Annotated in this window: 14 protein-coding genes and 4 tRNA genes; 17 read left to right on the top strand and 1 reads right to left on the bottom strand. The window is 64.5% G+C overall.

The genetic code is table 11. From position 1 onward, the window contains the following. The first annotated feature begins 90 nt into the window (after positions 1-90). From GEMMAAP_RS04985 to GEMMAAP_RS05000, 4 genes are read left to right on the top strand one after another with little or no spacing between them, the layout of a single operon-like run. Entirely contained in the window at positions 91-495 is a 405-nt protein-coding gene (locus GEMMAAP_RS04985) for a YbjN domain-containing protein (protein ID WP_053334246.1), read from the top strand. Positions 496-498: 3 nt separating this feature from the next. Continuing rightward, a complete protein-coding gene (locus GEMMAAP_RS04990) occupies positions 499-1,362 on the top strand; it encodes a PspA/IM30 family protein (RefSeq protein WP_026849994.1) in 864 nt (287 codons plus the stop codon). Further along, positions 1,363-2,424 carry an N-acetyltransferase DgcN family protein gene (locus tag GEMMAAP_RS04995; RefSeq protein WP_053334245.1) on the top strand — a complete coding sequence of 354 codons (1,062 nt, stop codon included), beginning with the start codon at positions 1,363-1,365 and terminating at the stop codon, positions 2,422-2,424. It abuts the gene before it with no gap. 43 nt (positions 2,425-2,467) lie between these two features. Continuing rightward, entirely contained in the window at positions 2,468-3,133 is a 666-nt protein-coding gene (locus GEMMAAP_RS05000) for a hypothetical protein (RefSeq protein WP_043581057.1), read from the top strand. Positions 3,134-3,201: 68 nt separating this feature from the next. Here GEMMAAP_RS05000 and GEMMAAP_RS05005 read toward each other — a convergent pair whose 3' ends face one another. Beyond that, entirely contained in the window at positions 3,202-3,810 is a 609-nt protein-coding gene (locus GEMMAAP_RS05005; RefSeq protein WP_145979013.1) for a hypothetical protein, read from the bottom strand. A 160-nt stretch (positions 3,811-3,970) separates the two neighbouring features. Here GEMMAAP_RS05005 and cysS point away from each other — a divergent pair, with 160 nt between their 5' ends. The 13 genes from cysS (at position 3,971) to rplA (ending at position 13,350) form a co-directional block, all read left to right on the top strand. Beyond that, a complete protein-coding gene (gene cysS, locus GEMMAAP_RS05010) occupies positions 3,971-5,377 on the top strand; it encodes a cysteine--tRNA ligase (RefSeq protein ID WP_026849991.1) in 1,407 nt (468 codons plus the stop codon). Positions 5,378-5,483: 106 nt separating this feature from the next. After that, a tRNA-Thr gene (locus tag GEMMAAP_RS05015) sits at positions 5,484-5,556 on the top strand. 34 nt (positions 5,557-5,590) lie between these two features. Continuing rightward, a tRNA-Tyr gene (locus tag GEMMAAP_RS05020) sits at positions 5,591-5,673 on the top strand. A gap of 43 nt (positions 5,674-5,716) precedes the next feature. Next, a tRNA-Gly gene (locus GEMMAAP_RS05025) sits at positions 5,717-5,789 on the top strand. Between the two features lie 34 nt (positions 5,790-5,823). Further along, positions 5,824-5,896 (top strand) — tRNA-Thr (locus GEMMAAP_RS05030). Positions 5,897-6,173: 277 nt separating this feature from the next. After that, the gene (locus GEMMAAP_RS05035; protein WP_026849990.1) at positions 6,174-6,995 is read left to right on the top strand and encodes a DUF4097 family beta strand repeat-containing protein; all 822 of its coding nucleotides are present in this window, start codon (positions 6,174-6,176) and stop codon (positions 6,993-6,995) included. 39 nt (positions 6,996-7,034) lie between these two features. Further along, positions 7,035-10,187 carry a sensor histidine kinase gene (locus GEMMAAP_RS05040; RefSeq protein ID WP_026849989.1) on the top strand — a complete coding sequence of 1,051 codons (3,153 nt, stop codon included), beginning with the start codon at positions 7,035-7,037 and terminating at the stop codon, positions 10,185-10,187. Continuing rightward, positions 10,180-10,806, top strand: coding sequence for a response regulator transcription factor (locus GEMMAAP_RS05045; protein ID WP_026849988.1), 627 nt, complete (start codon positions 10,180-10,182; stop codon positions 10,804-10,806). Before GEMMAAP_RS05040 ends, GEMMAAP_RS05045 begins: the two co-directional genes overlap by 8 nt. 300 nt (positions 10,807-11,106) lie before the next feature. Next, positions 11,107-11,259, top strand: coding sequence for a 50S ribosomal protein L33 (rpmG, locus tag GEMMAAP_RS05050; protein ID WP_026849987.1), 153 nt, complete (start codon positions 11,107-11,109; stop codon positions 11,257-11,259). 3 nt (positions 11,260-11,262) lie between these two features. Further along, complete coding sequence (gene secE, locus GEMMAAP_RS05055) at positions 11,263-11,496, top strand: preprotein translocase subunit SecE (RefSeq protein WP_075071433.1); 234 nt, start codon at positions 11,263-11,265, stop codon at positions 11,494-11,496. A gap of 10 nt (positions 11,497-11,506) precedes the next feature. After that, positions 11,507-12,064 carry a transcription termination/antitermination protein NusG gene (nusG, locus tag GEMMAAP_RS05060; RefSeq protein ID WP_082821079.1) on the top strand — a complete coding sequence of 186 codons (558 nt, stop codon included), beginning with the start codon at positions 11,507-11,509 and terminating at the stop codon, positions 12,062-12,064. Positions 12,065-12,232: 168 nt separating this feature from the next. Beyond that, positions 12,233-12,655 (top strand): 50S ribosomal protein L11, encoded by a 423-nt coding sequence (gene rplK / locus GEMMAAP_RS05065; protein WP_026849985.1) that lies wholly within the window; start codon positions 12,233-12,235, stop codon positions 12,653-12,655. 5 nt (positions 12,656-12,660) lie between these two features. Next, positions 12,661-13,350 (top strand): 50S ribosomal protein L1, encoded by a 690-nt coding sequence (gene rplA, locus GEMMAAP_RS05070; protein ID WP_026849984.1) that lies wholly within the window; start codon positions 12,661-12,663, stop codon positions 13,348-13,350. Positions 13,351-13,352 lie beyond the last annotated feature (2 nt).

The following is a 13,352-nucleotide window of genomic DNA, read 5'->3' on the forward strand; positions in this document are numbered from 1 at the left end:
GCTAACTTGGCGAGGCAGGGAGATCGTGTCGAAACGAAACCGCCCCACCCTCCGTACGGCTCAGTATCCGAACCCACAGGGAAGCGAATTATGGTTACGCGTGAAGACATCGAGGCGTTTCTTGATCGGCTCAGCGCCGAAGGCGCCAGCTTTCAGGAAGTAGAACCCGGACTCTGGGTGGTCCGTCCGGGAGGATCACTCGACTTTGATGTCGTCGTCACGCACAACCCACCGGTGGTGCTGTTGCGGGTGAAGGTCATGCCGCACCCCACCGATCCGGCGGATGCGGCGGCGCTCAACAAGCGTCTGCTCGAACTCAACGCCACCGACTTGCTGCATGGCGCTTACGGGATTGATGGTGATGCCGTAGTGCTTACCGAAGCGCTCGAACTCGCGCACCTGGACTTCGAAGAATTCCTCGCGTCGTTCGAAAGCATGACTCTTTCGCTCACGGGACATTTGCGTGAGCTGGCCGCCTTCCGCGAGGCTCGCTGATCCATGGGCATCTTCGACCGTCTCTCGACTGTCATCAAGTCGAACCTGAATGACCTCATCTCCTCGGCGGAAAACCCCGAGAAGATGCTCAATCAGATCATTGTGGACATGCGTAATCAGTTGGCCAAGGCCAAGCAGCAGGTCGCTGCCGCCATTGCCGATGAGAAGCGCCTCAAGGACCAGGCCGACGCCGAGTTCAAGCTCGCCGACGACTGGGAGAAGCGCGCGATGCTCGCGGTGCAGGAAGGCCGTGACGATCTCGCCAAGCAGGCCCTCATGCGCGGCCAGGAACACCTCGAACACGGGCAGCAGCTCGCGGCGACGTGGGAAGCGCACAAGATGGAGACCGAGAAGCTCAAGCAGTCGCTGCGCGATCTCAACGACAAGATTGAAGAAGCCAAACGCAAGAAGAATTTGCTGTTGGCGCGGCAGCGTCGCGCCGAGGCGCAGGCGCGGATCTCGCAGACGATGTCGGGGCTGTCGGAAAACTCCGCCTTTGAAGCGTTTGCCCGGATGGAAGAGAAGATCACATCCAACGAACGGCAGCTGCAGGCCGCGCAGGAAATCGACGAAGAGTTCAGCGGCGATCGTCTCGCGGGTGAGTTCAAGCAGCTGGAGCGTTCGTCGGGTGGGGCCACGGCCGACGTGCAGCTGTTGCAGCTCAAGCAGCGCATGGGCATGCTGTCGGCTGGCGCGCCTGCGGCGGCACGTCAGCTGGCCGCTGGTGCCACGGAGGCGGCGCCTGCCGCCGCGGCACCGGCCCAGTTGCCGGCGGCAACACCGGACAAGTCCGCCGAGCAGAAAACTGCGGAAGCCGATCTCATCGCGGAGATCGAACAGCTCTCGCAGATCAATCCGCGGTCCTGATTGTCCCGGCGCTTCCTGATTCTGGCCGAAGGACACTTCGGCCCGCAGTCATCCAAAACGGCCAACGCCTGCCTTCGGTACATCCCGAATGAGGTGGTGGCCGTTCTGGATAGCACCCAGACCGGGCGCACCGCGCAGGACATTCTCGGATTGGGCGGGGCCATTCCTGTGGTGGGAAGCTTTGCTGAAGGAATGGCGTTAGCGCCAACGGCGCTGCTGATCGGTATTGCGCCGGCCGGTGGCCAATTCCCCGAAGCATGGCGCGCCATCGTCAATCAATCGTTGCGCGCCGGCCTCGACGTGTGGAGCGGTTTGCACACGCTGCTTGGCGATGATGCGGAGTTCCATGCGTTGGCCACCAAACATGGTGCGGTCATTCGGGACTTGCGGCGTCCGCCGGCGATGCTCGATGTGGGCTCTGGGCGCGTGCGTGAGCTGGACGCGACCATCGTGCTCACCGTGGGGACCGATTGCAACATTGGCAAAATGACGACGCAGTTGCAGGTGCAGCAGGCGGTGCAGGCGCGTGGACCGCGAGTCAATTTTGCCGCGACGGGGCAGACCGGCATCCTCGTGGCCGGTCGTGGCATCGCGGTGGATGCCGTGGTGGCCGACTTCATTGCCGGTGCCGCCGAGGCGCTCACCATGGAGGCGGCCCATGACGCGGAAATTGTGCTGGTGGAAGGACAGGGGTCACTGCTGCATCCGGCGTACTCGGGGGTGACACTCGGGCTCATGCACGGGTCGTTACCGCACGCCATGGTGCTGTGCGCACAACCCACACGCGTCAGTATCAATCGCAACGCCTGGGTGCCCATTCCGCCGCTCACGGATGTCATCACCCTGTACGAGCGCATGATGGCGCCGCTGCGCCCGTCGCCGGTCATTGCGGTGGCGCTCAATACGTTCGATCTCGACGACGAGGCGGCACAGCAGGCCATTGCGCGCGCGCAGGAGGAAACCGGGTTGCCGGTTACCGATCCGGTGCGCTTCGATCCCTCGCCGATCGCCGAGGCCATTGCGGCGTTTCACGCGCGTCGAAAATTGGTAGTGCCGTCGTAGAATTGGTGACGGGGAAATTGCGCGACGCATGCACTGTGCGTCCATGCAATTCTCTCATGATCCTCCGCTGCTCGCCCTCGTGGACGTCACCGCCGAATGGCACGCCGGTATGCCGCCCATGTGCAGTGCCAGCGTGCGGCTCCTTGATCGGGTGCATTTCACCGTGCACCGTGGCGACTGTGTCGTGGTGCACCACGATGATCCCGCCGGTGCCCGGGTATTACTGGCGGCTCTGGCCGGCAGTCCGGCCCTTACCGTCAGTCAACGCTGGCGGGGCGAACGTCGTGTCGCACCTCAAGTCCGCATCAGACGGTGCAGCATCACCGCAAACGCGCTGCCGCATGTTCTCGAGGGGTGGCGCGAGCTGCATTCCGACGCGGTGAGCCGGCGCGCCTTGCCGTCCGACGAGCCGGAGCCGGTGGTGCACTTGCTACGCGCTTCGCGGTTGGGCGCGGTCTCCGCTCAGGAAGCACGTCAATGGCGGGCCTGGGCGCGACGCCTGCGGTTGAGTCAGGGCGCCGTGGTGGCCGTGGCTCGACCGCATCCGGTGCGCACCGAACCCGCCGTCCGCTCCTGTCTCCCCGCTCAGGCCTCGGCCCAGCTGCGGGAGGCTGACGGGGCCACCTACGACGTCTCCAACGATCATTGGGCCACCCGGGGCCTATGGTTGCGCTTTGGGCAACTCCTGGCGCTCCGGCAGTGGCAATAGCGCTCGCCAAAACTAAGGCGCCCGGTGCCATCCGGCACCGGGCGCCTCATCCCCCATGACCGCCGAGCTTACTGACCCAGCTGATTCGCCGGCGTGCTGGCGGGGTAGTACCGCTGACGGGTCGCCGAGCGCTTGCGATCCATGTCCCACAGGGTGCTCTGGATCATGATGCCACGCATGCGGCGCTGGTTCGTGATGGGCGCCTGCTGGTAGCTCGAGCCTACCACCGGGGGAAGCGGGGCCAGGGCTTCGTGAGCCACGACATCCGCCACATTCGGGTACTTCACGGTGCCGTCGGTCTTCCGCATGATGAACACCCGTCCCACCACCGGACGGCCGTTGATGAGCGTCTGCCCAGTGGTCGGATCCACCGGCCAGGCGGTCGGCGCCACCGCGACCGGGGCCGTGGTCACCGTAGCCGCGGCGGCTTCGGCAGCCATGACCATGGACAGGTCCATGAGGGTGTCGGCGACAGCGGTGGAGTCGGCCTTGGTGCTGTCCTGTACGGCTAAATCCGGGGCGGCAGTCGCCGTTGGCGCGGCCGGGGGGGCCACCGGAGGCTGGGTACCCTGAGCATCGCGGCCACGCGCCGCCAGGCCCACGGCGACAAGAGCCACCACGACAGCGGCATTACGGACGCGGGACGAACGCGGCAACGGAGACGGCGAAGCTGGCATGGTCAGTTCCGGGGAGAAAGGTGGGGAGCCAGGGGGGTGACGCACCCCCTAGATTCTACGCGATACTAACATCTTCACGATGCTGGCGGATCCCACACGTTTCAAGGTTTCGGGGAAAACCCCGGTCGCCAGTACCCCTCACCTCGTCCAACCCGTTCCAATGCCCGAGTTCCGCCTGTACAACACGCTCACGCGCCGCGTCGAGCCGTTCGCACCCGTCGATGGCCAAACGGTGCGCATGTACACGTGTGGACCCACCGTCTACAATGCCGCCCACCTCGGCAACTTCCGCACGTTCCTCTTCGAGGATCTGCTGCGTCGCGCGTTCCGCCTGGCCGGATGGCAGGTGGAACAGATCATGAATCTCACTGACGTGGATGACAAGATCATCCGGAAAGCGCAGGCCAATAGCCAGCACATTCTGGAAGTGACGGAGCCCTATACCGAGCTCTTTCACAAAGATCGTCGCTACCTGCGCATTGAAGACGCCGAGCGCTATCCCAAGGCCACCGAGCACATTCCCGAGATGATCGATCTCGTGGAGCGATTGGTGGCCAATGGCGTGGCGTACGTGGCCGAGGATGGTTCGGTGTATTTCGCGATCGACAAGTTTGCCGATTATGGCAAGCTGTCGCAGCTCGACAAGCGCGAAGTGAAGAGCGGTGCGCGCGTGGCGCAGGACGAATACGCGAAGGAAAACGCGCAGGACTTTGCGCTCTGGAAATCTGCCAAGCCCGAAGACGAAGCGACGGGCGCCGCATGGGATTCCCCATGGGGACGCGGACGTCCAGGGTGGCACCTCGAGTGCTCCGCCATGGCCATGAAGTATCTGGGCGAAACGTTCGATCTGCACGCCGGCGGGATCGATCTCATCTTCCCGCACCACGAAGATGAAATTGCGCAGAGCGAAGCGGCCACGGGAAAGCAGTTTGCCCGGTGCTGGTGCCATGGCGAGTTCCTCCTGACCGACGGCGCCAAGATGGCCAAGCGTGTTGGCAACGTGGCGAATGTGGTGGAGCTGCGCGAGCAGGGAATCAGCGGGACGGTGTACCGGCATTTCGTGTTCAACGCGCATTACCGCAAGCAGCTCAATCTGGGTGACGACTCGCTCGAGCAGTCGCGGGCGGCGGTCAACCGTATTGGGGCGTTCGCGCGTCGACTGGCCGAGGTATCGGCCGGTACCCCCGCGCTGGCCGAAGCGGCCACGCGGGCGGAAAAGGTGTTTCTGGACGCGCTGTTTGATGACCTGAACGCGCCGGAAGCGCTGGCCGCGTTGTTCACGTTCATTACCGACGCCAATCGTGAGCTGGATGCGGGCGGTACCGACCAGGCGGCGCTGGAGCGGGCCCGGGCGGCCTTCAAGCTCATGGACTCGGTGCTCGACCTGGTGCCGGAGCAGGAGACCGATGGCGACTTGGCGGCGTGGGTGGAAGAACGTCTGGCGGCCCGGAAGGCGGCGCGGGAACGTCGTGACTTTGCCGCGGCCGATGCGGCGCGCGCCGAGCTGACCGCGCGGGGCGTGATTATCGAAGACGGGCCAGGTGGTACCCGCTGGCGTCGGGGGTAAGTGACCGGGGATCCGGCACCGGCGTCCAATCCAGGGCGTGGGGGAGCTACCGAAAGCCCCCCCTGCCCATTAGCATTGGGGTCTCTGGGAGTTCGGGTCCTTTTCTGCTGACGTAGCTCAGTTGGTAGAGCAGCTGATTTGTAATCAGCAGGTCAGGGGTTCGAGCCCCCTCGTCAGCTCTCGCCGAAGTTCAGCGAAGGTCGGCGAATCTTGGGTGGGGTACTCAAGTGGCCAACGAGATCAGACTGTAAATCTGACGGCGCAAGCCTTCGAAGGTTCGAATCCTTCCCCCACCACTGCAGGACCCGCCGGTTCGCCGGCGGGGTAAGACGGAACGACGCGGGAGTAGCTCAGTTGGTAGAGCGCTAGCCTTCCAAGCTTGATGTCGCGGGTTCGAGTCCCGTCTCCCGCTCTTGTAGCTGTTGCTGTTGGTCACTGTGCAGGACGCTCACATAGCTCAGTTGGCAGAGCACATCCTTGGTAAGGATGAGGTCACCGGTTCGATCCCGGTTGTGAGCTCTTTTCAGCGGTCCCGCTACTCTTCGGAGTAGCGGGACCGCTTTTTTTCGCCGGTGAGGGGCCACGTTATTCCCCACAGCGGCAAATGCCCGTTGATCGTCCCCCTCAGGGGACATCCCGGCGTACCCAGTTTGGGACGGAACGTAACGAGTTGGCACACACTCGCTGAACGCCGGTGCAAAGGTGATAGGCCGCACAGATCCCCCATCGCACCCTGGATAACCTGACGTCGCGCAGCCAATGAGGGCTGCTTCACTTTTCCGTCAGGAGACTAATCATGCTTGCCTTCGGGTCCCGCTCCCGCTTTGCCTCCCTGTCAATGATCACGGCCGCCACGTTTGCCCTCGCCGCGTGCGGCGCGGAGTCGCCAACCGGGGTCGATGAATCCGCCTCGGCCACGGCCGGCCGCAGCGGCAGCAGTGGCACCCTTGGTGGTACCACTGGCAGCACGACCGGCAGTACGGCCGGCGGCGCAACCGGAACCGCGACCACCACCACCACCGCTGCACGTTGCAATGGCACGCTGGCGGCCATCACCGTCGACGATGTCTTCGTGCCGATCGGGGCCACGTGCGCGTTGGCCGGCACCACGGTTCGCGGCAATGTGAAGGTGTCCTTCGATGGCTCGGTGGTGGCCACAGGCGCCCGGATCGCCGGCAGCGTCCAGGCCGAGGATGGACGCAGCGTGACCCTGACCGCCAACACGGCCGTTACGGGGGATGTGGAGGTGAAGCGCCGCGCTGCGGCCCGCGTTGAGAACAGCACCATTGGCGGCAATGTGCTGATCGAAGAAACGGGGGCGTCGCTCACGGCGTTCGATAGCCGCATCCTCGGCAATGTGCAGGTCAGCAAGGCCGAACGGGCGGACGTGGCCCGGGTGACGGTTGAGGGGGACGTCCAGTTTTCCGAGAACATTGGCGCCTTGCGTAGCGACGCGGCGATCGTGCGGGGCAACATGCAGATCGAGAAGAACCGTGGCGGGGTGACCTTGACTGGCAACCGCGTGAGCCAGACGCTCGAGTGCAAGGAAAACGTCCCCGCTCCCACCGGGGCTGGTAACGTCGCGAACGAGAAGAAGGAGCAGTGCCGGGCCCTTTAAGGGCTTCACGATGGAGGGGGAGCAGCCGATGCTCAGGTCATGCCTGGACTGCGCGCGCTGTTCTCCCTCTTCGTGACCTTGGGCGCTGCCGCCCGGCCGCTCACAGCGCAGCGTTTGGTTGAGCCGGCGGACGTGCGCGTGCTCGCGAGCGACGTCTCCGTGCGATCATGGACGGTGGAGTCGGGGCTGCCGCAGTCCTCCGTGATTGAGCTGGCCGTTGATCGGGATGGATATGCCTGGGGCGGGACGTTCGGTGGCCTCTTCCGTTTTGACGGCCGTTCCATCCAGACGTATGCGTCCAGCGAATTACCGGTGCTCAGCGCCAATGCGGTGACCGCCTTGTACGCGCACCCCAATGGGGACCTCTGGATTGGCACCCCATCCGGCACGATTGCCCGACTCCGTAATGGCCGGGTCATGGATACCGTGGCCGCACTGCCGCGCGACCAGGCCACCAGTACCATTGATGAGCTGACGGTGGACCGGGCTGGCACGCTCTGGGTGCGGGAAGGCGGTGAGGTGCACCACTTCGTCCACGGCCACTGGTCTGCGCCCCTTCCGTTCCCCAGCTACTCCTCGTTCGTACAGGATTCCCGGGGCCGGATGTACTACGTGGGCCCTCGGGGGCTCGTCCAGGTGGACGCCAACGGCGTGTCCCGTGTAGGGCGCATTCCGAACACGCCGGAGTTGCGTGACCATGCGGGGCTGTATCTCGACCCCCGCGAGCGCCTCTGGTTCGGACAAGAGGCGGGGCTGTGGGTGCAGGAGGCCGGACAGATTCGTCGTGTACCCGGTATCGCCGGGCGCGTGCAGGTCATTACCGCCGACAATAGCGGGATCATTTGGATTGGCGCGGGCGCACGACTCTACCGCTACCGTCCACCGACCGACGGCGGTGACGACGTACCGCCGCAGGCGATTCTCGACGCGGGCGGAGAGGTGCATGCCCTCGCGTTTACGCGCGATGGCCTGCTGCTCCTGGGGACGTCAGAGCGCATGGTCGTTGTCCGTCCCACCGCGGCGCGCCTCGTCAGTTCCAAGCGGGCGTTTCCCGATGGGGGGACCAACTCACTGGCGTCACCGGGTGACGGCACGGTGTATAGCACCTCCGGATGCAGCGATGTCCGGCGGACAGATTCCGCGTCTGCGGTCAAGGATCTCATTGCACGACCGCTCACCCCGGGGTGCAGCCAGAGCCTGCTGGTGGATCGGCAGCGCCGACTGTGGATTGGGGGCGATGGGGCCATCCGGCGACGGAATGTCGATGGGACCGATCGCGTGTGGCGAATCAACAGCTACCTCCCTTCACCGGCCGCGGTGCGCCCACTGCTCGAACACGGCGATACGGTCCTCTTTGGGCTATCCGACGGTCGCGTGGGGCGTATCGGGGCTGACAATGCGTTGACGTTCCTGCCTGGATGGGAAACCCCGACCGACGTGCCGATCCAGTCCATGGGGCGCAGTGCCGATGGGACCGTGTGGATTGCCCAGGCCGGTATGCTGGCGCGCTGGCGCGACGGCATGCAGCGGACTTTTCATCGGCTGCATGGCATTCCGTTGGCCATTCCTCGTGCGTTACTGCCCGATACGGCTGGCGGTGTGTGGATTGGCACATATGGTAGCGGCCTGTGGTACTTTCGCGAGGGGCGCCAGGCGCGTCGGGTCGCGCTCGCCGATCCCACCATTTCGGCGCTCATTACCGATCCAAACAATCGAGTGTGGATGCCCGGCAATCGCGGACTCACCGTGGTGTCGCTGGCCGCACTGCGCCGATGGGTGGCCGACAGCACTGAGCCCCCCACGTTACGGCTGCTTTCGATTGCCGACGGGATTCCCGAGGCGAATGCCGGTTGGCCGGCGGCGACCCAACGGAGTCCCGGGGTATTGGCCTTCGCCACGGTGCGGGGCATGGTCGAAGTCCACACCGCCGCCCTGAAAACGGCCGGTGAAACGCCAGCGGTGCGGATTGATTCGTTGCGCTCGGGGACCGGACGGTTCTTTGATCCCGGGGCGCCCATCGTGCTGGCGCCGGAGGACCGCGTGCTGAATGTAGGATTCAGCGCGCCCTCGTTCCGCTTTGCCGACGCGATGCAGTACCGCTACCGCCTGGAGGGACGCGACAACGCGTGGTCGAGCCTCGGGCCGTCGCGGACGATGCGCATTTCCGCGCTCAATCCCGGTCGGTACCTGTTACGGCTGGAGGGGCGCGTCCCCGGCGGGAACTGGCGCGACGTGCGGCCACTGGAGATCAACGTGCCGGCCCGTCTGAGCGAGCTCCGCTGGCCACGGGTGCTGCTGGCACTGTTGGTGGCAACGCTGATCGTTCTGGCGTTGCTGCAGCGGGTGCGGAGTGTGAAGGCCACGGCGCGGGCGCGCGAGGTTGAGTTGCGAGCGCGGCGCGATGCCGCGGTGGCGGCGGAGGCGCACCAGCGGGAAATGGCGCAAGTCGGTCGGGTCGCGGTCGCCGGAGAATTGACGGCCTCCTTGTCGCACGAGCTGGGCCAGCCGCTAGCGGCGATCGTCAATAACGCGGAGGTCGCGCGACGACTGGTGGCGCGGCAGGTCGCGCAGGGGGGCGTGCCCAACCCGGCCGTGGAGGAGGCGCTGCTGGACGTCGTGGCGCAGGGGCGTCGTGCCTCGCAGGTGGTGCGGGAATTCCGGCGTTTCCTGCGGCGCGAGCAGGGGGAGCGCGAAGCGCTCACGATCCGCGATCTCCTGGAAAGTACGACGGTGTTGCTGCGTCAGGAGTTTGCCGATCGTGGCGTGCCACTGCATGTGCAGGTGGCGAAGGACGTCCCGGTGGTGCAGGTGGAACGCGTGCTCATTCAGCAGGTGCTGGTGAACCTGCTGCAGAACGCCCTGGAAGCGGCCCGCTGGGTGCCGTCGGGGCAGGTCCTTCTGCGGGCCCGCGCGGTGCGTGATGGCGTCCGGATGACCGTGGTGGACAATGGGTCGGGCTTTGCGGCCGATGTGCGGCGATCGGCTTTTGAGCCGTTCGTCACCACCCGGGCGAACGGGATGGGGATGGGGCTCGCGATTGCGCGCCGCGTGGTGGAGGCGCATGGTGGTACCATTGCCGTGGGTCAGCTTCCAGGTGCAGGAGCGGTGGTGTCGCTGTGGTTGCCGGCACGACACGTTCCGGTCGATGGGTCAGACAGTCTGGTGCCTCAACAGGTGACAATGCATGGGTGATGAACGAACAGGCGAGGTACGACCGCTGGTCGCGGTGGTGGATGACGACGATGCGGCACGCGTGTCGCTGACCCGGCTCCTGGACATCTCCGGCTTTACGGCGAGCGGCTTTGACTCAGGGGCTGCCTTTCTGGACGCACCAGAGGCCGCGGCGGTACGCTGCGTGGTGACCGATTTGCAGATGCCGGGGCTGACCGGCCTCGATCTGCAGCAGGCGCTGACGGCCCGGGGCATTGTGGTGCCCATGGTGTTCGTGACCGGCTTCGGGACAGTGTCCAGCAGCGTGCAGGCGATGCGGGACGGGGCCGTGGACTTTCTGGAAAAGCCGGCGGACCCTGGGGCCCTGCTGGACGCCGTGGAGCGCGCCGTCGCACGGGGAGCGAGCTTGCAGGCCAAGGCCGAGGTGTCGGCCGATGTGCAGCGTCGGCTGGATCTGCTGACGGGGCGGGAGCGCCAGGTGTTCGCGGGGGTGGTGCAGGGGCTCGCCAACAAGCAGATCGCGGCGCAGTTGGGAATCGCGCTCAAGACGGTGAAGGTGCACCGCGGCCGGGTCATGCAGAAAATGGAAGCCCAGTCGGTGGCGGATCTGGTGCGCTTTGCGGAGGCGCTGGGGGTGTAGCTACCCAGAACTCAGAACTCGAACTCACAACCCGAAACTGATCAGTTCCGGGTGCTGGGTATGGGTTTCGGGTCAGGGGTACAATGGTATTGACGGAATCTTCGGCCACGCTTCGGGTGCGGGGGTTGGCCAGTAACCCTGTGATGTGCCGCCACTTGCGGAGGGCGGGGGCGTCGTGTGGATAGGATGGGCGCGTGACTTGCGGGGGGCTCCCGGCGCTGCTACGTTGCAAGGCTCACCCCACTTCGGTGAAAGCCGGAGGTGGGTCCGAACTATTTTGAGCTGTGACGAGGCCGGACGATGGCGCGCGAGAAGATCATCCTCGGTTGCACCGAGTGTAAGAACCGCAACTACTTCACGATGAAGAACAAGCGTCTTCATCCGGAGCGCGTGGAGTGGAAGAAGTACTGCCCGCGCTGCAATAAGCACCAGCTCCATAAGGAAACCAAGTAACCCATGACGGCTCCCGTCGAGGTTTCCCGACCGGGACTTGGCACGCGGCTGGTCACGTTTTATCACGACGTGCTGGCTGAGATGAAGAAGGTGACGTGGCCGGATCGCCCGCAGCTGCAGTCGGCGACCATCCAGATCATCATCTTCGTGCTGATTCTTGGCGCACTCATTGGGCTGATCGACGTGGCGCTGCAGTTTGCGCTCGTGCGATTGCCGGCCATGCTCGTCGGACGCTGAGGTGACCCCCATGTCCGTGTCGATGCTTGAGCACCGGTTTTACGCGGTCCAGACCACGTCTGGCCATGAGAACAAGGTGCAGCGCTTGATCCAGCGAAAGATCGACATGGATCCGGCGCAGCCCGAGGACCGTCTGATCCGTCAGGCGCTCGTGCCCACGCAGGAAGTGGTCGAGATCAAGAACGGCAAGAAGGTCACCGTGGAGCGGAAGATCTTCCCGGGATACGTGCTGGTGGAGATGGTCGCGTCGCAGGATACCCTGCACGAGATCAACGCCATTCAGGGCGTCATCAAGTTTGTCGGGAAGGACAAGGACCCGATGCCGCTGCGCGACGACGAAGTGCGTCGCCTGCTGGGGCAGGCGGATCCGACCGACGACACCCCGGTGCGCGAGGAGATTCCGTTCCTCGTGGGGCAGGCGGTGGCGATCACGGAAGGTCCGTTCGCGGACTTCAACGGGACCGTCGAAGAAATTCTGTCCGACAAGGGCAAGGTGCGCGTGTCGGTGAGCCTGTTCGGGCGGCCGACGAGCGTGGAGCTGGATTACCTGCAGTTACGCGGATATTGACGGTCGAGCTTTGAGTTCTGAGTAAGAGTTTTGAGTCGTGAGTACTCAAAACTCAGCACTCAAAACGCCGAACTGTTGTTGTACGCCGCGACCACTCGGCGCAAAACAATGTGGCAGCTAGACCGCTGTCGGATGGTCCGACGGTGGAACTCGCGATGAGGAAGTAAGATGGCCAAAAAGGTCACTGGATTCGTCAAGCTGCAGATTCCAAGCGGCAAGGCGAACCCGGCGCCCCCGGTGGGTACGGCCCTCGGTCCCCAGGGTATCAACATCATGGGCTTCTGCAAAGAGTTTAATGCTCGGACGCAGGGCGGTGATATGATCATCCCGGTCGAGGTCACGATCTACGCGGACAAGTCGTTCACTTTCATTTTGAAGACGCCGCCGGCGGCGGAACTCATCAAGAAGGAGATCGGCGTGGAACGGGGCTCGGGTCAGCCGAACAAGGTGAAGGTCGGAACCATCACGCGGGCGCAGCTCGAAAAGATTGCGACCGTGAAGATGCCCGATCTCAACTGTGAAAACATGGAGAGCGCGGTGGCGATGATCGCCGGTGCCGCTCGTTCCATGGGCATCACGGTCAAGGATTGAGCCTCATGAAGACGCATGGAAAGAAGTTCCGCGCCGCGAGTGAGCGTCGCGACCATTCGAAGTCGTATGAGGCCAAGCAGGCGATCGCGCTCGTGAAGGACATGGCATTCGCCAAGTTCGACGAGTCGGTGGAAGTCGCGATTCGTCTTGGCGTCGATCCCCGTCATGCCGACCAGGTGGTCCGTGGCACCGTCGTCCTCCCGGCTGGTACGGGTAAGACGATGCGCGTGCTCGTCATCTGCGCCGGTGCCAAGATTCAGGAAGCCCAGGATGCGGGCGCTGATTTCGTGGGCACGGAGTTCCTGGCCAAGATCAAGGAAGGCTGGCTCGATTTCGACGTCATGATTGCGACGCCGGACCAGATGGGACAGATCGGCCAGCTCGGCCGCGTCCTTGGTCCGCGTGGCCTGATGCCGAACCCGAAGGCCGGTACGGTCACGTTTGACGTGGCGAAGGCAGTCAAGGAATCGAAGGGCGGCAAGATCGAGTTCCGCGTTGACAAGGGGGGCAATGTGCACGCCCCGATCGGCAAGGTTTCGTTCACCCCCGACCAGCTCGAGTCCAACTTCACCGCGCTGATGGATACGATCGTTCGTTCGAAGCCGGCAGCGGCCAAGGGCGTGTACATCCGCAACGTCGCGATCTCGAGCTCCATGGGTCCTGGCGTCACCGTCGACACCACGCCGTTCCGGTAAGA

The sequence above is a fragment of the Gemmatimonas phototrophica genome (genome assembly GCF_000695095.2).
GTDB classification, from domain to species: domain Bacteria; phylum Gemmatimonadota; class Gemmatimonadetes; order Gemmatimonadales; family Gemmatimonadaceae; genus Gemmatimonas; species Gemmatimonas phototrophica.

Bases quoted from the DNA above. Each gene is read 5' to 3' on its own strand.
- rplA (WP_026849984.1), top strand. From the start codon at position 12,661: ATGAAGACGCATGGAAAGAAGTTCCGCGCCGCGAGTGAGCGTCGCGAC.
- GEMMAAP_RS05005 (WP_145979013.1), bottom strand. From the start codon at position 3,810: ATGCCAGCTTCGCCGTCTCCGTTGCCGCGTTCGTCCCGCGTCCGTAAT.
- GEMMAAP_RS05035 (WP_026849990.1), top strand. From the start codon at position 6,174: ATGCTTGCCTTCGGGTCCCGCTCCCGCTTTGCCTCCCTGTCAATGATC.
- rplK (WP_026849985.1), top strand. From the start codon at position 12,233: ATGGCCAAAAAGGTCACTGGATTCGTCAAGCTGCAGATTCCAAGCGGC.
- GEMMAAP_RS04985 (WP_053334246.1), top strand. From the start codon at position 91: ATGGTTACGCGTGAAGACATCGAGGCGTTTCTTGATCGGCTCAGCGCC.
- nusG (WP_082821079.1), top strand. From the start codon at position 11,507: ATGTCCGTGTCGATGCTTGAGCACCGGTTTTACGCGGTCCAGACCACG.
- GEMMAAP_RS05040 (WP_026849989.1), top strand. From the start codon at position 7,035: ATGCCTGGACTGCGCGCGCTGTTCTCCCTCTTCGTGACCTTGGGCGCT.
- GEMMAAP_RS05045 (WP_026849988.1), top strand. From the start codon at position 10,180: ATGGGTGATGAACGAACAGGCGAGGTACGACCGCTGGTCGCGGTGGTG.
- rpmG (WP_026849987.1), top strand. From the start codon at position 11,107: ATGGCGCGCGAGAAGATCATCCTCGGTTGCACCGAGTGTAAGAACCGC.
- cysS (WP_026849991.1), top strand. From the start codon at position 3,971: ATGCCCGAGTTCCGCCTGTACAACACGCTCACGCGCCGCGTCGAGCCG.
- GEMMAAP_RS04990 (WP_026849994.1), top strand. From the start codon at position 499: ATGGGCATCTTCGACCGTCTCTCGACTGTCATCAAGTCGAACCTGAAT.
- GEMMAAP_RS05000 (WP_043581057.1), top strand. From the start codon at position 2,468: ATGCAATTCTCTCATGATCCTCCGCTGCTCGCCCTCGTGGACGTCACC.
- secE (WP_075071433.1), top strand. From the start codon at position 11,263: ATGACGGCTCCCGTCGAGGTTTCCCGACCGGGACTTGGCACGCGGCTG.